Consider the following 17,156-nt stretch of genomic DNA (forward strand, 5'->3'; position numbering starts at 1 on the left):
TTTTCCCCCTAATAATTAAATGCTTCCGCTAATTTTGTCTTTTCAATCAAGTTTTTATATATCTTTGAATGTTTTATAAGCTCACTATGATTTCCTGCCGTCTCAACAATTCCCTCATCTATTACCACAATCTTATTCACATTTTCTATTGATTTTAATCTGTGAGAGATAATAATAACCGTTTTGTCCTTGATAAGCTTATTTAAACTGTCCTGTATCTTCTTTTCATTGTCCACATCAAGGCTTGCTGATATCTCATCCAATATCAAAACAGGTGCATCCTTTAGAAATGCTCTTGCTATAGAAATTCTTTGTCTTTCTCCCCCTGATAATTCAGCACCGTTTTCGCCAATTAGAGTATTAAATCCATCCGGTAATTTTTCAATAAAATCCATACAGTTTGCAAGCACTGCCGCTTCCTTTACTTCCTCATCGGTTGCACTCTCTCTACCCAGACGAATATTTTCCATAATGCTTGTATTAAACAAGGTCACATCCTGAAATACTATTGAGACATTCTTAAACAATGAGTCTGTAGATATATTTTTAATATCCTTTCCGTCTATTAAGATACTTCCGGTATCATAGTCGTACAGCCTTGATATAAGTCTTAGTACGGAAGTTTTACCGGAACCCGATATACCTACCAAAGCTGTAACCTCACCCTGCTTTGCCGTAAAACTCACATCTTTTAATACCTTTGCATCTTTATTATAAGCAAATGAAACGTTTTTAAATTCTATATCATAGCTTGAAAGGTCTGTATCTTCACCCTCTTGAAGCGCTGCATTTTTTATCTCCTTTATTCTTACAATTGCAGGTTCAATATAGGACATTTCGGTCATTCCTTCCCTTGAAACATCAAAAAGTTCTTTAACCTTTATTGCTCCTATCAGGTATCCTATCAGATATAAAAGGCTGATCTCATTGTGAATAAGTAACTGTATTCCGACAGCCAATACTACTGCAAGGCTTATATATGAGAGAGATGAAGATATACCTACCGCCAGCATTGGAACTATCTCTACATTAAGATGTATCCTCTCGCTCTCTTCCATCTTTTCATACAGGTTTTTCTTCACCTTGTCAGCTTGATTAAAGCTGCTTATCTCCTGTTGTAACTCTATTGTTTCTTGAAAAAGCTCTGAATTATCTCTTAGCACATTAAAGTACCTGCTGTACTCTGAAACTTCCTTCTGTTTTGCCAAAGGATTGATCATAAAGCTTAAAAGAGTGGGAATAATTGCTGCAAGTCCAAGCTTCCAGTTTCCAATAAGCATAATAAGTCCCATCAGAGGAAAGAATAACCACATAGCCACAACCTTTGGTATGGAATGGCTCATAGAATGCTCTACCCTTTCCACATCAGACATTATCGTTTGTGAAAGGTCGGAGAGATCGTGCTTTGAAAAATAAGCCAGCGGAAGCTGTGCCAGATTCTCTGCTATTCCCTTTCTCAAATTTGCCGATTCTTTATAGGTTGAATTATAAAGGCTTACATATTCTTCTGATAATAAAATATACATAAAAACAAGAGTAAGTATTGCCATAACAATATACTGCAAGGTGCTTGATACATTTCCCAAGACCAACTGATTAATAAGTCCCATTAAAATAAACATCGGACCAAGGTTTATACAATATGTCAAAAAACAATATATCGTTGCTTTTGTAAGATTTTTTGCACCCTGTTCTGAGAGAGCATATCTTTTCTTATAGTAGTTTTTCATTTGACACCCTCCAATCATTTGCAGTTTCATAAAGACTGAGGAGTCTGCTGTATAACCCTCCGGTTTTCACTAATGAATCATTATCTCCTCGCTCTATTACATTTCCCTTTTCCAAAACTATTATTTCATCTACATTTCTTATACTTGTCATTCTATGGGCAATCATTATAACAGTCTTATCCTGCATTAAATTTTTAAATGCTTTTTGTAATTCATATTCATTATCTGCATCAATTGCCGCACTCGCTTCATCCATAATTACAATAGGTGAATTTTTCAAAATAGCCCTCGCAATAGCGATTCTTTGTTTTTCACCTCCTGAAAGATATACCCCCTTTGAACCTATAATTGTATTTTCCCTGTCTTTAAACTTTTCAATAATTTCATCACAACCTGCAAGACTGAGAGCCTTCATTACTTTATCTCTACCTGCATTTTCATCAGCCAATGCTACATTATCATATATTGATTTTTTAAACAGTTTGCTGTCTTGGAATACAAACGAGATATTCCTTATGATTGCCTCCTTTGTATATTCCGAAAGAGGATATCCACCTATTTTTATTGCCCCCTTATCAACCTTATAAAATCCTGACAAAAGCTTTGCAACAGTTGACTTTCCTGAACCTGAATGCCCTACTAAGGCATAAGTTTTTTTCTCTTCTAATGAGAATGATAAGTTTTCCAGAACCTTTTTATCCCCATATGAAAAGCTCACATTTTCAAATTCAATATTGAAATTGTCAAAATGATCTCTGTTTCCATATGTGAGTTTGTCCTCCTGCATCTTTTCATATAATTCTTCCAAACTGTCAATGGCAAAGTTTGCATTGTATATATTCATACTTGCCCACATTATTTTCATAAAAGAAACCATTATTACACCGCTTAAGAAAAAGATCATAATAAGCTCTACAGCCATAAATTTAGGATCTTTTATACCGGTCAAAAAGAAGCTGAGCGGAATGCTGATAATTGCAATCAATCCCAAAAATATCAGCTGATATATTACATAGGGTGTTTTACAAGACAGAGAATAATCATAAGCATATTTTGAATACTCCATAATAGAATCATGCAAAGCCTTAAAGGATTTAAGTTTTGAACCGAATATCTTTATTACCTGTATGCCTCTGATATACTCCACAGTTTCAGAACTCAGTTTGTCAAGCGAAGTCTGATAAAGCTTCATAAAATCTTTATTGCCCATCATTCCCATCAATATAAGTCCGCTTACAACAGATAAAACTATAATAACAATTCCCACTCTAAGACTTATGGCAAATGCCAGTATAAATGCAAAAATCGGTACCAAAAATGCCTGTGAATTATCAGGCAACATATGAGCTACCGCCATATGTGTTTTTGCCGCATTATCATCTATAGTTTTTCTGATATATCCTGAGGAATGCAGATCAAAAAATCGAAAGCTTGCATCGGTAAGACCTTCAATTCCTCTTTTTCTCAAGTTTGTTTCAAGTCTGAATGCCAGCTTATGTGAAACAATACCGGATACCAAATACATTACCGCACTTATAGTTAAACAGATAACTATCCTTGTAGAATAGTATCCTGCATTTTCATAATTTCCCTTTACTACCGCTTCTTTTAGAAGTAGAAATATATAATAATACCCATAAACCACCAGGAATGCCGAAATACTTGATACTATGATTGTCATATATCCGATATATTTTTCATTCGGCACATATCTGAATAATTTCTTATAAACTCCCATCAGTTTTCTCCTTTACTTGTTCAAATAAGTAAGTAAATATTGCTTCCAAATGCTGTCTGTTATTTTTGAAATTTTCTCTTGCATACAGTACATCAGAAGCCATTATCAGAGCATTCATAAAATCGGTAACAAACTGAAACATTTGTGGATCAAACAACCATCCTGAGTCATCACTCCATATCGCTTTAAATCTTTCCTTTGTCTGTTCCTGAAGCTCTTCCATAATATTATTCAGTTCGGGATTTCTTTTTTTCTCTATCAAAAACTCAACATAAAGAGGCATTAAAGGATTGTTGTCTATGACTTTATCAACCAACTGTTTTGCCATAAACTTACTCTCACCACCCTTTTCACATTCAGCCAAATGCTCCTTAATGATATTGTTTCTGTAATCAATCCCGCCTATCATAATGTCTTTAAAGATTTCTGTTACGTTCCCATAGTAGTGATATACTCCTCCCTTTGATAAAGTTGTTCCCGCGATGATGTCTTCCATAGTTGCCTTTCCTAAGCCCTTTGCGGCAATTACTTTTGCGGCTGAATCCATAATTTCCTTTTTTCTTTCAGCCTCACTAAGCCTCTTCGCAGCAGCCATATTGTATACCTCCTCTTTACCGACGTTATCGTCGGTAAAGTTATTATATCATAGTTAGGATTTACTAACAAGTGGTTATTTGAACTACTTCACTGTCACTTCAAAGTCAACTTCAATATCACTTCAAACAAACTTCAATTTACTTTGAAGTAATTTAAACTTAGCCCGACTTACTGTTATGCAAAAAAAATCAGCCCGGGTATTCACCTCGGACTGACTGTAAGTATATATCTCTATTAATCATCTACCTCTACGCTGCTTGAGATTATAGCTCCGTTTGAAACATTGATATCATATTCATATTCCAAGTTTCCAGCTTTGAACTCGATCTCATAAACTTTAACACCGTTTTCATAATCAAGCTTTGCCTTTTTAAATCTTGCAGAGCCCACTCCTGCGTGTGAAAGTGATATTTGCTTTGCTCTTTCTACTGAAATCTCTGAAGTTTGAGTATTAGTCGATGATGTACTTGGCTGTGTAGGAATCACATAGTTCTCAATATCCCTGTCAGCTGATAATATTGCTCCACTCACTGCATCTATCTCATAATCATATTCTACATTTCCGCTGTAAAAATCAACATCATACTCATATCTGTTATTATCCTCAAGCTCAAGCTCCACTTTAACAAAAGTTACGTCCTTTTCCGCTAACTTTGCGTGTGCAAGTGCGATTCTTTTAGCCTCATCAGCTGTTATTTTCTTTGTTGCTTTATATGATTTGGATACTTTTGACTTGGCAACAAAGGTGCTTCCATAATATGGAACTCCTGTCATTCCGGCTGCAAATAACATACAAGATACTGTAACCGCACCTATTAAACTCTTACCTAATTTATTAAACTTTTTCATATTTTCCATCCTTTCCGTGTACAGTGAAAATAATTTTACCAATCTGTTAATACAAGCGTTTTTATTTTAGAAAGGTCATGAGTTCTTAGTAAATTTATCATCCACCGTCGACGTTTATATGGATAATACTGTCTTTTTTAAGTTCTCTTATTTACCCTTTCACTATATTAATGCACGAGGACTTCATTTTATTGCATTGTTTTTAAATTTTTTTATTTTTTTAATATCATAGCTTTTATTAAGTACTTATAGTCACACATATTTAAAAATGGTGTAGTACAAAGACTACACCAAAATTTATTTATTCCAACTTTTCAGTTCACTTAATTCACTTCTATAAGTATCTTCCACTTACCGTTTCGTTTTCCGTTCTCTCTAGCAATTAAACCTTTTTCCTGCATTTCTACGGTACATCTCTTAATTGTTCTCTCTGACTTCCCTACAATCTCCGAAATCTGCTTTTGAGTTAATGCCGGATTAATTTTTAAGGCATTTATAATAGCTAATTCTTCCAAAGACATTTCCAAAGTGCCATTTTGGCACTTTGAAACTGATTTGTTGGCACTTTGAATGGCACTTTGTCCATCAAAATCAATATGCATATATCGATTTTTTAAATTATGCTTCGTATCCATTAAAAGATTTTCAAAGAACAATTCAAGAAATTCACTTGTAGCATGAATACCTGCTCTCAGATTGTTATAATTTGCTCGTACTAAAGCATTTCTGAAATACCATGAATTTTGGGCAAATGTATCGTTACTTATGGTAAAACCGAATGTCTTTAAGTATTTAATGATAAATACTGCAGTTGATCTTGTATTTCCTTCTCCAAACGGATGGATTTGCCATATTCCTGATGTGAATTTAGCAAAATGTCTAATGGCCTCCTGTATATTCAGTCCCTTATAGGAAAAGTTCTTCTCTTGTGAAAAGTCATAATCAAGTGTAGACCTGATACTGTCAAATGATGCATACAGTACTGTATCTCCCTTAAGTACCCACTCATTTTTGGTAATATTGTAATCTCTTATTCTTCCGGCATAATGAAATACACCTTCAAATAATCTACGATGAATATTTTGTAATTCTACCGGTGAAAATTGAAAGGTCTTCTCCCCAAGTAATTTTGCGATTCTTACAGATACAATATCCGCTTCTTTTGTATCTGCTTCCACACCATCCCTGTCTTTTCTCTCTTTATAATAACCGCTTATAAGCCTGTCCGCTTCAGAAATACTAATCTTGCCTTCAATATGATCTTTTGCAGTTTCAATCAAGTATTTTGAAGGCTTAAGTCCGTCTACATCCTGAAGTCCGATAGCAGTTTTCCATGCATTACTCTTTTCCACCTTATCCGGTTCACCTTGGCGTATATATTCATCTAGCTCAAGATTCCAGTTCTTATCCGTCAAAACATCACCTCCCAAAATACTTCAATATATAACTACTCTGTCCCACTTCTATGTAATATACAGTCCCTATCCCAAGCTCATAAACCGTCCCCTGCTCACTTAGAAGATTGATAACATCCAGTGCCTTTTGTCTGTCTTCTTTTGAAAAATCAATCCATCCTAATTGCATAGTCTTCCTTTTTAGTGTGTATTATGCTTCTTAATTGAAACATTTCAAACTTAATATGCAAGTACCTCCAAAATACTCTCAATCCTTTCTGATATCCCAAATATATTTGCGTAATCTCTAAGCTTCCATATATCTTTCAAGCTATTTTTAATATAAAATTTCCAAGCTTTAGAAAATATCTCCGGTTCCTGCCTTTTCCCATCTCTAACTATATCACAAATAGTCCTTTCCATATCATAGACATAGACATGATTTCCCATGTCTGTATTTTTTTCTACAACACCGATTTTATACCAATCCTTTTTTACTTGATGTACATTAACCATCCCCTTAAATCTCCATGGATTATACCCCTGATATACCGTAACTTCATTTACATATGGAAGTCTTTCAGTTAATCCATGTATGTATAAGGCAGTTTGATAGGAGTATATACACACTTTATTTTGAAGTTGAAAGAAATACATTTCATCATAGTTGTCAAAACCGTTATCAAAATAAATTCCTCGTGCAATTCTCTCAAGCTCTCCCTTTCTCACCATATCCGTAAGATACCATGAGTCAATACCGTATTTATCAGCTTCTGTCGCAGTAATTATACCATTGTTTTTCTCTATAATTTTTTTTATATTATCTATATTCATAGCTATACTTCCTTTTGTGCTTTATTATGTAATAAACAAAGCACAAAAGGAAGTGAATTAAAAAATTTCAAAGTGCCATTTTGGCACTTTGAATGGCACTTTGGACATTAAAATCAATATGCATGATTATTTCCAAAGGGGCCTTTCTCCATTGCTTAGAAACCAAGCATTTCACAATACTCTATACTTTACATACAATAACCGGCATACCACCTAAATTTACATGCAAAATAATTATAATTTCACACTACTATTTCTATTAAATATATATATGTAAGTAACCTTTTAGCTAATTCATTATCTAAATCGAATAAATATTCTTCATTTTCACTTGCGTCTTTATCTACTCGTACAACTATATTTATAATATTATCATCACACTTAACAGGATTTTCTAAAATATGATACTCAGAATCTATTCTCATATTATTGCTGTCACTACTGACTCTATTCTCAACTATAAAGTCTATAGACGAACTCTTAACGCATTTGTCTTTTACAATACTAACAGTCGCTATAAGAGAATTTTGCCTAATTCTACACAGGTGCCTTTAACATCGACACCAGTATTTTTATTAAGAACTCAAGTTATCTGTGCTAAAACAGCAAATGCATTTCCGATAACCTTAAATCTTTCACTTCTGTCACAGAAGAATACTTACCTACCAATATTACGCTATAGGAGAATTTTCATCTCTTCTTAATTAAACTTGTTGTTTATAATTTTTTAAATGAAACAGGCGCAGCTGTAATTCAATCATCCACTTAACCTTTTCCGGCTGTGTAACTTCGTGAAAGACTGAGTTGAAATCGCCATGTGATATTTTAGATAATACCTCACTCATACTGCGCCTACTTCATCATTTTTATTTTTTGTCTATATATGGAACTATATCATCAGCAACAATTCTCATTGTAGATTTTTGTTTGGGATAATTTACAACTTTGCTTCCGGTATTAGGCTCATATGTCATGTTAAATACCATATCTGACAGCCACTTCTTAAAAGAAGGATTGTCTTGGAATTGTTTGAAGAGTTCCATATTATCCGCCATTACTGAGAAAATAACCTGCTGCAATGCACGTTCACTTTCCATACGTGCATTCTGCTTATCAGAATTCTTTATTGCATTCTGGTACTTTTCATCTTTTGCAACCATATCCGGAATTGCAATAATTTGTCTACGAACATTATCTGGTTCCTTCCAATCAATGTTTCCAAACATATCATTAAAATCATTAAGTATACTAGACAATAATTCCATCTCAGAATTAACAATATGACCTGCACTTCCCGCTGGTACAGGAGCGACCTCTGCATCCGCATCCTCAAGCTTTATTGACATTGATTTCTGTGCTTCAAGTCGATAGCTATCGAGGTCAATCAAGTCAAGGATTCCTTCTGAGAAATCATCATCTCTTGGTGATGGTAACTTCGGAATCAGAAGATTAAGGAATATTGAAAGTTTCTCCCAATCTGCATCACCATAAGGAAGAATAGCTCCTAAGAATCCGTATGTACGACAAAAGGCCTTCGCAGAACTCTTAAACTTAATCTGCTCTTCAGTATCAAGATTTTTATAAACTGCAGTACAAGCATCAAGAATTGGGTCAAGCCTATCCCTTTCTGCTCCATTTAGATACAAGTCTACAAGCTGCTCCACATGAGCTATTGAAAATACCTGATACTCTTCCATTGTTGTAATAAGGTCATACAACTTGTTAGGATCTGTTTCACCAGACAATAACGTAGTTCTATAATACCTTGAGAACGACTGCTCAATCATTGCCGGTTTATTCGCAAAATCCAAAACAAAAGTATCATGCTTCATTGGATGACATCTGTTCAATCTGGATAATGTCTGAACAGCCTTAATGTCATAAAGCATCTTATCAACATACATCGTATGTAACAGAGGTTCGTCAAAGCCTGTCTGGAACATATCTGCAACAACCAAAATACGATAAGGATCTGTTTTCAATGTTTTAGGAATCTTCGCATCTGGGAATCCATTCATAGTCGCAGATGTTAATGGTGGTTCCTGTCCCTGATACCTGTGTTCACCAGAGAACGCGACAATAGCCTTATATGGGCTATGTCTAGCTGCAAGACACTTATTAAGTGCATAATAATACTCTATACATCTTGGGATGCTTGAAGTAACTACCATAGCACGAGCCTGTCCACCTATTTTTCCTTTTGAAATCACCTGTTCGTAGAAGTGCTCAATCATCATCTCCGCCTTCTGAGAGATGGTATATGAGTCACTTTCAACGAATGCTCTAAGCTTTTTCTGTGCTCGTTTCTTGTCGAACATAGGGTCATACTGCACAGTCTTCATAAGCTTATAGTAGCTGGCAATCGGTGTATAATATTTAAGCACATCAAGAATGAAACCTTCCTGAATAGCCTGCTTCATAGTGTATGAATGATACGGACGATGCTTTACTTCATCTCCATCCTGATATGGAACGCCGAAGGTTTCCAAAGTCTTATTCTTTGGTGTTGCAGTAAATGCAAAGTAGCTGGCATTGTAGAGTAACTTACGTCCCTCCATCATTGCATTGATTTTATCTTCGTTATCCATTTCAACTTCAGAAGCAAGGCCGGAAAGAGCCAAGTTCATCTGTGCAGAGTTTCTTCCACTCTGACCAGAATGCGCCTCATCTATAATAACTGCGAACTTATTGTCCTTATGTTTAGCTCCAATATTAGGAACTACATAAGGGAATTTTTCTATAGTGGTGATAATAATTCTCTTTCCATCTTTAATGGCGTCTCTTAAATCACCGGAATGTTCTGCCCATGCAACCGTATTAGCTACCTGCATGAACTGTTTTATATTATCTCTAATCTGTTTATCAAGAATTCTTCGGTCAGTAACTACCAGCACAGAATCCAGCATTGGATGGCCATTTTCCTCAAGTCCTATCAGCTGATGTGCAAGCCAAGAAATTGAATTAGACTTTCCTGAGCCAGCACTGTGCTGAATCAAGTATCTTTTTCCGATTCCATTTTCTTTCACATCAGCAAGTAAGCTTTCAACTACGTCCAACTGATGATAACGGGGGAATATCTGCTTTACACTCTTCCTTTTTGTTTCAGGATCTTCTTCAACAACTACCTGAGCATAATTCTCAATAATACGACTAAGCTTATCCTTGGTAAGAACTTCTTTCCACAGATAATCTGTCATGAGCCCATTTGGATTAGGCGGATTTCCTGCACCATCGTTGTAACCTTTATCAAAAGGAAGGAACCAACTGCTCTTACCATCAAGCTTTGTACAGAATTTCACCCTTGCATCATCAACAGCAAAATGAACCATGCAGCGTTTAAACTGGAATAAAAGTTCTCTAGGGTCACGGTCTGTCTTATACTGGTTAACCGCATCATCAACATCCTGTTTTGTAAGCTGATTCTTCAACTCAAAAGTAATGACCGGCAGACCATTGATGAATATGCACATGTCAAGAGCAAGTCTCGTAGCATCATTAGAATACATCAGCTGCCTTGTTACACTAAAAATATTCTTTTCGTACATTTCTTTGGCCTTGGAATTATTTTCAGTCGGTGTCAGATAGAACATAATCAAGCTGGCAGGGTAAACCTTCACACCATTACGGAGAACATCAATAATACCACGCTTAGAAATTTCTCCCTGTAAACGATTCAGAAATTGGTTCTTCTTAACATCAGACTTAAAAACTCCGAGCTTATCCAATGAATCCGGTTGCGTATCCTGAAGGAAACGGAATAAGTGAGTTTCGTCAATTGCATAATCACGATTGTAGTCTGCGTTGGCACCTTGCTCATAGCCATTTTGCTCAATGAGCCACTTTACAATTAATGATTCAAGTCCACTTTCTTTTATATTAGTAAATATCATATCATATCCTACGCCTCCTCGCTGAAAGATTCCTCATCTTCGGCATCCGCTTCTTCATCATCAACTTCTTCTGTTTCTTCATCATACTCAAATTCAGAAATTTCTATATCCCTTACATCAATCTGTCCTGTCACAACATCAGAAATCATTCTATTTCGTAATTCATGAAGGACTTCTATTTCTTCTGTTAGCTTTTCGATTGTTGTGTCATATTTTGCAAATGCAGCAGGAATATATTCAACGATAGCCTGCTGCTCATCAGCGGGAGGAACAATAAATGGAATCTCCTTCATTTTATTAATTGATAGATCCCACTGTCCTACACGTATTCCATCGGAAGCCTGAGCAAAAAAATTCACATAGACTTTACTTCTGATTGCATAATGAAAATATTCCAAATTTTCGAAGTCCACATCAAAAATAAAGTATGCTGGGCTTATTATACCTGTATAGTCTGAAATACCATAAGAACCCTGCCACGCTTTCATCTTATTCATAGCAAACTGACCCTTTTTCACCATTTTGTAAACGCTAAGGTCATCCGGAATAAAATTATGATTGCTTTCCTTATCCTCAACGTCTCTAATGATTACCCCCTGCTCTCTAACTACAGAAAGCAGTGGAAGCTCCGGATGGTTTTTCTCACTAAAAGGATGAAGAATCTGTCTCAATTTTATAGTTGTCCAATGTACCGGAATATTTCCAAGCCATTCAACGCCACTGAATTTCATTGGTACATTAGGATTAAGACCATGTGTCACCGCTTCATTTACAACAGTCTTCTTGAGCTCGCATATTCTTCGAAGTTCTTTCTTCTTGACTTCAATCAATCTATTTATTTTTGATACTTGCCAATCAAGATAACGAACAATCTTGTCTTGCTCCTGCCTTGACGGGATAGGTAACAGAATATTTTTCATCTCGCTGAAGCGAGTTGTCCATAAATCTGAAACAATTCCCCGGCCATATCGGTAATACTCTTCCGAAAAAATATGACTTCTCATCAAATAATGAATATATCTGCCATTCCATTCCTGTCTTGGCTCAAGAACAATATTAATTAGAGAGACAGAACCATCCAAAGGTGATATACCACATGAGCCCTTCCTATCAGACCTACTATTGATAACAAAGTCTCCAGTTTTTACAAGTTTTCTGTTATCACCTGCATCAGTTTTAACTGCACTATCTAATTGCGGTACAATTCCACCTTTTGATACCGAAAGAGGGGCATAGTCTTTATCTGACACCTTCTCTTTTCGTTGTGAAAACAAACTGCCTATCTTTTTACATTCCCATTCAGATGGTAAATCTCCCAACCATGCAGTACCTGAAGGAGAATAGCTACTATATCTCTTCATTACTTTAGTCCTCCAAGAACTTCCATGAGCATTCCGCTAGTTTCTTGTTCAAGTAGTTCAAGGTCAGCAATAATGCTTTCCATAGGACGAAGTTCTGATACCTTATAAAAATATTTTGTGAAGCTTATTTCATAGCCTATCTGAGTCTTCTTTTCATCTACATATGCATCAGGGGCATAGGGATGAACTTCATTTTCAATAAAAGCTTGAACACCTCCATCATACGTAAAAGGAACAATCTCTGTATCACGCAGCTCAACATCAGCCTCGCCTTCAATTGGCAATGCATTAGAGTCCCTATCAGTAATATACGGACGTACCTTTTTCAAGAGTGAAACTTTCAACTTTGTAGCCTTCTCAAAAGCCTTCCAATCATCCAACGTCACAGTAGGTTCCAGGTCATTAATAGCCTCAGCAAAAGCTGCCATTTCTGCATCTTTCAGCACACCTGCTGGTATCTTGCGCTCCGGAAAAACGCGCAAACGAAGAGGACGTTCAACTGTAACAGCCCAATGTCCAAAATCATCGTTATTAAAAATCTTGCTAATTTCACTCTGCTCCATCTCAAGAAAAATTCTTATGATTTCGTTACGAATTTCAGGCGTGAATTCGCAGTTCTTTTTGCCCATATTCTTTCGTAAAGGTGATTTCATTGAAGTTGCATCAATTAACTGTATCTTGCCTTTACGTCTATCTTCCTTTTTATTTGATAACACCCAGACATAAGTTCCTATACCTGTGTTGTAGAACATATTCTCAGGTAAAGCAATAATAGCTTCTACAAGGTCGTTCTCAATCAGATATCTACGAGCATTACTCTCACCACTACCAGCATCTCCTGTAAAGATGGAAGACCCATTATGCACCTCTGCAATTCGACTTCCGAGCGGAGTGTCATTTTTCATCTTCGCAACATTATTCAGAAGGAACAGGAGCTGCCCATCACTGGTTCTTGGAATCATCGAAAACTGTGTGCCATCTTCCAAATAAGCGTTAAATCGGCTATCTAGAATATCTTTCTTACCACCCATCTTCTCAGCATCAGTTTTCCAGCTTTTACCATATGGTGGATTTGCAAGCATGAAATCAAACTGTCTATTAGCATTACCATCCGCCGAAAGTGTAGAACCATATGCTATATGTTCAGCTTGTTCACCATCACCCTTCAACAGCATGTCGGCTTTACAAATCGCGTATGTTTCTGGTTGAAGTTCCTGTCCAAAAAGATGAATAGATACATTTTTTCCACGTCTCTTTGCAAGAGTCAAAAGTCGATCTTGTGCAACGGTAAGCATTCCACCTGTACCACACGCACCATCATAACAAGAATAAGTTGCATCCATAAGTTTGTCAGCAACGGGCATAACAACTAAATCTGCCCTAAGATCTACAACATCACGTGGTGTCCAGTGTTCTCCAGCTTCCTCGTTATTCTCTTCATTGAACTTACGAATCAATTCCTCAAATACAGTTCCCATACCATGATTATCCAGAGCTGGAAGCTTTATTGTTTTCATAGTATCGTTTGTATACACAGGCTTAAGACTAAGGTTGATAGTTGGAGAAATAAACTTTTCAATAACTGCACCTAGAATATCTGCATCAATCATCGTATCAATCTGATTACGGAATTTGAACTTCTCCAAAATTTCCTGAACATTAGGTGAGAAGCCATCTAAGTATACTTCAAAGTCAACTTTAAGAGTCTGTTTCTTTGCTCTACTGGTAAGGTCTTTTAATAAAAATGGGGAAGAGTTGCAGAAAGCCTGTCCTGCTGCATTACAAAGAGCTGGCCACTGATTAGTAATACCTGCTGCATCCATCTTTTCCTTCATTGCAAGAACTGCCGGTTTTGTATCCTCTAACATAGCATCAAGACGACGGATAACTGTCATTGGGAGAATAACGTCACGATACTTACCACGAACATATACGTCACACAGACAGTCATCAGCAATACCCCATATAAAACTCACAATCGCATTGTGTACTTGATTATCCATATTTTCATCCATACCTTTCTTTGGCTTATCTTGTCTTTTTGATGGTAGATACACTACCACATTATAATTCTATAAAATCATGAGTTCTAAAAAACGAACAGCATATTCATCTGGCGCAGAATTATCATCTCCAACTCCAATTGAACTAAACCAATCATCAACTTCTGACAGTTTAAATTTGCAGAGGCGGCCGACTTTATATGCCAGCATATTTCTTTTTGCAATCCACTGCAAAATAGTGTCACATTTAACACCTTAATATTTCTGAACTTCTTTCAATGTTGGCCATTTTTCAATAACTTGTTCTTTCACGCATTTATCCCCTTCTCTAATTACACTTAAACTTTGTGTCTATCGTTACACAAAATAATGAATCTCTTTCCAGAAACAATTCTCTCTATCAGAATCCTGCATTTCCCACTTACAATATGTTACTTAATCAAAGTCATGTATATCAAAGGTCGTGGTTGTTTTTATTCTTTCATTCTGCTTTACATCTGAAATACCAATGGAATAAGAATGCGCTTCAGGCCAATCTTTAGGAACATGCTTATATACTAATTTTCTTCTAGTCCAGATAACCTTTCCAATATTCGTCAATTCCCATACATTAATCTCCGAATCATAACTGGCTATCTCATGTCTTGCATTTTAATAAACAGAAATATTATAACACTTATATAACAGTTACCTTTACTATTTATCTTCTAAATCCATACCTTCGAGTTTTATCTTCTGGTAATCAAGAATCTCCATATCATCTACGTCTTCGGAATCACTATCAATTAGCAATTTCATTTGTCTAGTTAGTGCAATGGCTAACGTTTTTTTATTCATCTTTAGCAAAAACTCCTCATTCTAATAAAACTATACCTACATTATTTATCTGGTTTTTGAAGAACTGCACCAGAGAGTCGTAGGTATCTTTTCCTATAAGCGGATACTTGTGTTTCAATATAAATCTTTCAGCACCTATCCATAGTTATTTGGTATGACTCTTTGATACATTACCTTATCCTCTCGCTGTGAATAAAACAATTATAAACTTATCTTTGCTTTTTATATTAGCACAGTCAGAGTAAACACATCTACATATATCTTCAAGTTTCGCTCAAGCACCTCCCTCTCTCAAGTGGGAAAATGTAAGTCACGAAACAGCAAGACTTCAACCAACATAGAAAAGCCGCAAGTCAAACCTACTCTCGTACCTGAAAACGATAAACATCCGGATATTAACAACAAATACTTTGTAAACTCCAATTCCACACCTACTTTATGTCTCTTAACTGCAAGCCTCAAACCTATCCTTACTTGCTCTAAGGTTTACTCTGGTATCCACAATTGTATCAGCATAAGATTCTACGCATTCAACTGCTCTGGAATGAAGGAATTGCCTGTGGACTCAACAACCTAAACCCAGAACCTCACTACTAGTTTTAAGTCAAGCGGTGAGGTTTTTTCGATTATTTATTCTTGAGAAACTTTGCAATTTCATCGGATAGTTCTAGGTACCATGCATCAGAATTCAACACACCTTTATGCCACATTGAAAACTTTACGCCTACATCAGTTGTACGCCAACCGCTAACATAATGAATAAGCAAAACCATTTTCTCCATAATTTTGTCTAAGCATATATACTCTTAATATCTAATCCCACATCCTGCAATTTTTTACTACTTCGATTTTGTATAAATCTCCATTGTAATTATGTGGTATAGTTTTGCATCCTTACCTTATCTTTGAATTATCAAGTTCAGTTATTATCTCTCTGTACAGATGTGGTTAATTCCATCATCTTTCGCGCATATGTATCACCATCAATTTCTTCATTGGCATACTGTTGCATAAGCTCATCAATCTGTTCTTTAAGTTCTTCTCTAGTCATTTTTTACCACTTTCCTAATTAATCTTAATTTTATAAGTACCAGCTATGCTCACAGTGAGTCAAATCTAGTGGAAATATGCTAGAAATTGCATTAATCACATAAATATGTATACCATAAATTTCATTATATTCATACTAAACATCATCCAGTTCATCCAGCAATTATTCCATTTCAATTACAGTTCATCGAAACTCATCTTCTGATACTATTTTCCTTCTAGCTCTTATAATTTGATATATTTTTCAGCATCTCCTCTGACACAAAATATGGATTATTATCTTCTCCAATTTTCTCAATCAAAATGGCATCCTTATCTGTTTCAAGTACTCTAATTTTGTCTCCTATCTTAAATTTTAATCCATCATTGCTAACCCCCTCTGCAGTTACAGAATATACCATTGAATCTGATGTTCCGTGTAATTCTTCCTTATTAATTTTCTTTATTATCTTTTTAACAACAATCTCACTACCTTTATATAGCACTGCACCTGTTCCAGCAATTATTAAGACAAAATTTTTAGGACCTCCGACCTTCTTCGCCACAGTAGTCAACCATTGATATGCACCTAGATTACTCATTCCCTTCACCTCCTTCATCTCATCTACCCTATCTCAACTCCTATTCAAGTAGGTTATCTTAATTTTATATCCAACAAACACAGAAACCACATCTACTATACATTCGCAATCTTAATGTGTAAATAAATAGCTAGACTTTATCTTTGCAATTTCTCATATCAAGAAGCTTGACAAATAAACGCTCACAAATTATTTAATTAGCATTTCATCTTCCATATCTTGTAACAGATATATTGCATTCTTATTTTCATATATTGGTTTAAGCATTAATTGAATATCAAGATTATTAGCA

Annotated in this window: 15 protein-coding genes and 1 pseudogene; 1 reads left to right on the forward strand and 15 read right to left on the reverse strand. The window is 35.6% G+C overall.

The annotated features are described in order from the left end of the window. Nucleotides 1-8 precede the first annotated feature (8 nt). From HMPREF1135_RS08500 to HMPREF1135_RS13930, 13 genes and pseudogenes are all read right to left on the reverse strand, one after another. Nucleotides 9-1,730, reverse strand: a complete 1,722-nt coding sequence (locus HMPREF1135_RS08500) for an ABC transporter ATP-binding protein (protein ID WP_007594185.1) — start codon at nucleotides 1,728-1,730, stop codon at nucleotides 9-11. Further along, nucleotides 1,714-3,468, reverse strand: a complete 1,755-nt coding sequence (locus tag HMPREF1135_RS08505) for an ABC transporter ATP-binding protein (RefSeq protein WP_007594186.1) — start codon at nucleotides 3,466-3,468, stop codon at nucleotides 1,714-1,716. The genes HMPREF1135_RS08500 and HMPREF1135_RS08505 overlap by 17 nt, the downstream gene beginning before the upstream one ends. Then, nucleotides 3,455-4,063, reverse strand: a complete 609-nt coding sequence (locus HMPREF1135_RS08510) for a TetR/AcrR family transcriptional regulator (RefSeq protein WP_007594187.1) — start codon at nucleotides 4,061-4,063, stop codon at nucleotides 3,455-3,457. Before HMPREF1135_RS08510 ends, HMPREF1135_RS08505 begins: the two co-directional genes overlap by 14 nt. 236 nt (nucleotides 4,064-4,299) lie before the next feature. Next, complete coding sequence (locus tag HMPREF1135_RS08515; protein ID WP_007594188.1) at nucleotides 4,300-4,914, reverse strand: PepSY domain-containing protein; 615 nt, start codon at nucleotides 4,912-4,914, stop codon at nucleotides 4,300-4,302. A 323-nt stretch (nucleotides 4,915-5,237) separates the two neighbouring features. Beyond that, nucleotides 5,238-6,329 carry a Fic family protein gene (locus tag HMPREF1135_RS08520; RefSeq protein WP_007594189.1) on the reverse strand — a complete coding sequence of 364 codons (1,092 nt, stop codon included), beginning with the start codon at nucleotides 6,327-6,329 and terminating at the stop codon, nucleotides 5,238-5,240. A gap of 4 nt (nucleotides 6,330-6,333) precedes the next feature. Next, nucleotides 6,334-6,498: a hypothetical protein gene (locus tag HMPREF1135_RS13925; RefSeq protein WP_007594190.1), complete on the reverse strand. Its 165-nt coding sequence runs from the start codon at nucleotides 6,496-6,498 to the stop codon at nucleotides 6,334-6,336. Nucleotides 6,499-6,548: 50 nt separating this feature from the next. Then, nucleotides 6,549-7,142 (reverse strand): type IV toxin-antitoxin system AbiEi family antitoxin domain-containing protein, encoded by a 594-nt coding sequence (locus HMPREF1135_RS08525; RefSeq protein WP_007594191.1) that lies wholly within the window; start codon nucleotides 7,140-7,142, stop codon nucleotides 6,549-6,551. Nucleotides 7,143-7,384: 242 nt separating this feature from the next. Continuing rightward, nucleotides 7,385-7,567 carry a hypothetical protein gene (locus HMPREF1135_RS08530; RefSeq protein WP_007594192.1) on the reverse strand — a complete coding sequence of 61 codons (183 nt, stop codon included), beginning with the start codon at nucleotides 7,565-7,567 and terminating at the stop codon, nucleotides 7,385-7,387. A gap of 441 nt (nucleotides 7,568-8,008) precedes the next feature. After that, nucleotides 8,009-10,867 (reverse strand): type I restriction endonuclease subunit R, encoded by a 2,859-nt coding sequence (locus HMPREF1135_RS08535; protein ID WP_330369996.1) that lies wholly within the window; start codon nucleotides 10,865-10,867, stop codon nucleotides 8,009-8,011. A gap of 173 nt (nucleotides 10,868-11,040) precedes the next feature. Beyond that, entirely contained in the window at nucleotides 11,041-12,393 is a 1,353-nt protein-coding gene (locus tag HMPREF1135_RS08540; protein WP_007594196.1) for a restriction endonuclease subunit S, read from the reverse strand. Further along, nucleotides 12,393-14,396: a type I restriction-modification system subunit M gene (locus HMPREF1135_RS08545; protein ID WP_007594197.1), complete on the reverse strand. Its 2,004-nt coding sequence runs from the start codon at nucleotides 14,394-14,396 to the stop codon at nucleotides 12,393-12,395. Before HMPREF1135_RS08545 ends, HMPREF1135_RS08540 begins: the two co-directional genes overlap by 1 nt. Nucleotides 14,397-14,465: 69 nt before the next feature. Then, a pseudogene (locus HMPREF1135_RS14545) lies at nucleotides 14,466-14,639 on the reverse strand (excisionase family DNA-binding protein); the annotation flags it as partial. 453 nt (nucleotides 14,640-15,092) lie between these two features. After that, nucleotides 15,093-15,233, reverse strand: a complete 141-nt coding sequence (locus tag HMPREF1135_RS13930; protein ID WP_007594198.1) for a hypothetical protein — start codon at nucleotides 15,231-15,233, stop codon at nucleotides 15,093-15,095. Nucleotides 15,234-15,528: 295 nt separating this feature from the next. Here HMPREF1135_RS13930 and HMPREF1135_RS14460 point away from each other — a divergent pair, with 295 nt between their 5' ends. Beyond that, entirely contained in the window at nucleotides 15,529-15,810 is a 282-nt protein-coding gene (locus tag HMPREF1135_RS14460; protein WP_242824850.1) for an ssDNA-binding protein, read from the forward strand. Between the two features lie 342 nt (nucleotides 15,811-16,152). On the opposite strand, the gene HMPREF1135_RS14250 is transcribed toward HMPREF1135_RS14460, so the two are convergent. Beyond that, complete coding sequence (locus HMPREF1135_RS14250) at nucleotides 16,153-16,284, reverse strand: hypothetical protein (protein ID WP_007594199.1); 132 nt, start codon at nucleotides 16,282-16,284, stop codon at nucleotides 16,153-16,155. Between the two features lie 217 nt (nucleotides 16,285-16,501). Next, nucleotides 16,502-16,864 carry a hypothetical protein gene (locus HMPREF1135_RS08555; protein WP_007594200.1) on the reverse strand — a complete coding sequence of 121 codons (363 nt, stop codon included), beginning with the start codon at nucleotides 16,862-16,864 and terminating at the stop codon, nucleotides 16,502-16,504. Between the last annotated feature and the right edge of the window lie 292 nt (nucleotides 16,865-17,156).

This window comes from Lachnoanaerobaculum sp. OBRC5-5 (assembly GCF_000296385.1).
Taxonomy (GTDB): Bacteria; Bacillota; Clostridia; order Lachnospirales; family Lachnospiraceae; genus Lachnoanaerobaculum.

What these genes read in the sequence shown, in the direction of transcription:
- HMPREF1135_RS08500 (WP_007594185.1), bottom strand. Translation starts at nt 1,730, where the DNA reads ATGAAAAACTACTATAAGAAAAGATATGCTCTCTCAGAACAGGGTGCA.
- HMPREF1135_RS08505 (WP_007594186.1), bottom strand. Translation starts at nt 3,468, where the DNA reads ATGGGAGTTTATAAGAAATTATTCAGATATGTGCCGAATGAAAAATAT.
- HMPREF1135_RS08510 (WP_007594187.1), bottom strand. Translation starts at nt 4,063, where the DNA reads ATGGCTGCTGCGAAGAGGCTTAGTGAGGCTGAAAGAAAAAAGGAAATT.
- HMPREF1135_RS08515 (WP_007594188.1), bottom strand. Translation starts at nt 4,914, where the DNA reads ATGAAAAAGTTTAATAAATTAGGTAAGAGTTTAATAGGTGCGGTTACA.
- HMPREF1135_RS13925 (WP_007594190.1), bottom strand. Translation starts at nt 6,498, where the DNA reads ATGCAATTAGGATGGATTGATTTTTCAAAAGAAGACAGACAAAAGGCA.
- HMPREF1135_RS08525 (WP_007594191.1), bottom strand. Translation starts at nt 7,142, where the DNA reads ATGAATATAGATAATATAAAAAAAATTATAGAGAAAAACAATGGTATA.
- HMPREF1135_RS08530 (WP_007594192.1), bottom strand. Translation starts at nt 7,567, where the DNA reads ATGAGAATAGATTCTGAGTATCATATTTTAGAAAATCCTGTTAAGTGT.
- HMPREF1135_RS08540 (WP_007594196.1), bottom strand. Translation starts at nt 12,393, where the DNA reads ATGAAGAGATATAGTAGCTATTCTCCTTCAGGTACTGCATGGTTGGGA.
- HMPREF1135_RS08545 (WP_007594197.1), bottom strand. Translation starts at nt 14,396, where the DNA reads ATGGATAATCAAGTACACAATGCGATTGTGAGTTTTATATGGGGTATT.
- HMPREF1135_RS13930 (WP_007594198.1), bottom strand. Translation starts at nt 15,233, where the DNA reads ATGAATAAAAAAACGTTAGCCATTGCACTAACTAGACAAATGAAATTG.
- HMPREF1135_RS14250 (WP_007594199.1), bottom strand. Translation starts at nt 16,284, where the DNA reads ATGACTAGAGAAGAACTTAAAGAACAGATTGATGAGCTTATGCAACAG.
- HMPREF1135_RS08555 (WP_007594200.1), bottom strand. Translation starts at nt 16,864, where the DNA reads ATGAGTAATCTAGGTGCATATCAATGGTTGACTACTGTGGCGAAGAAG.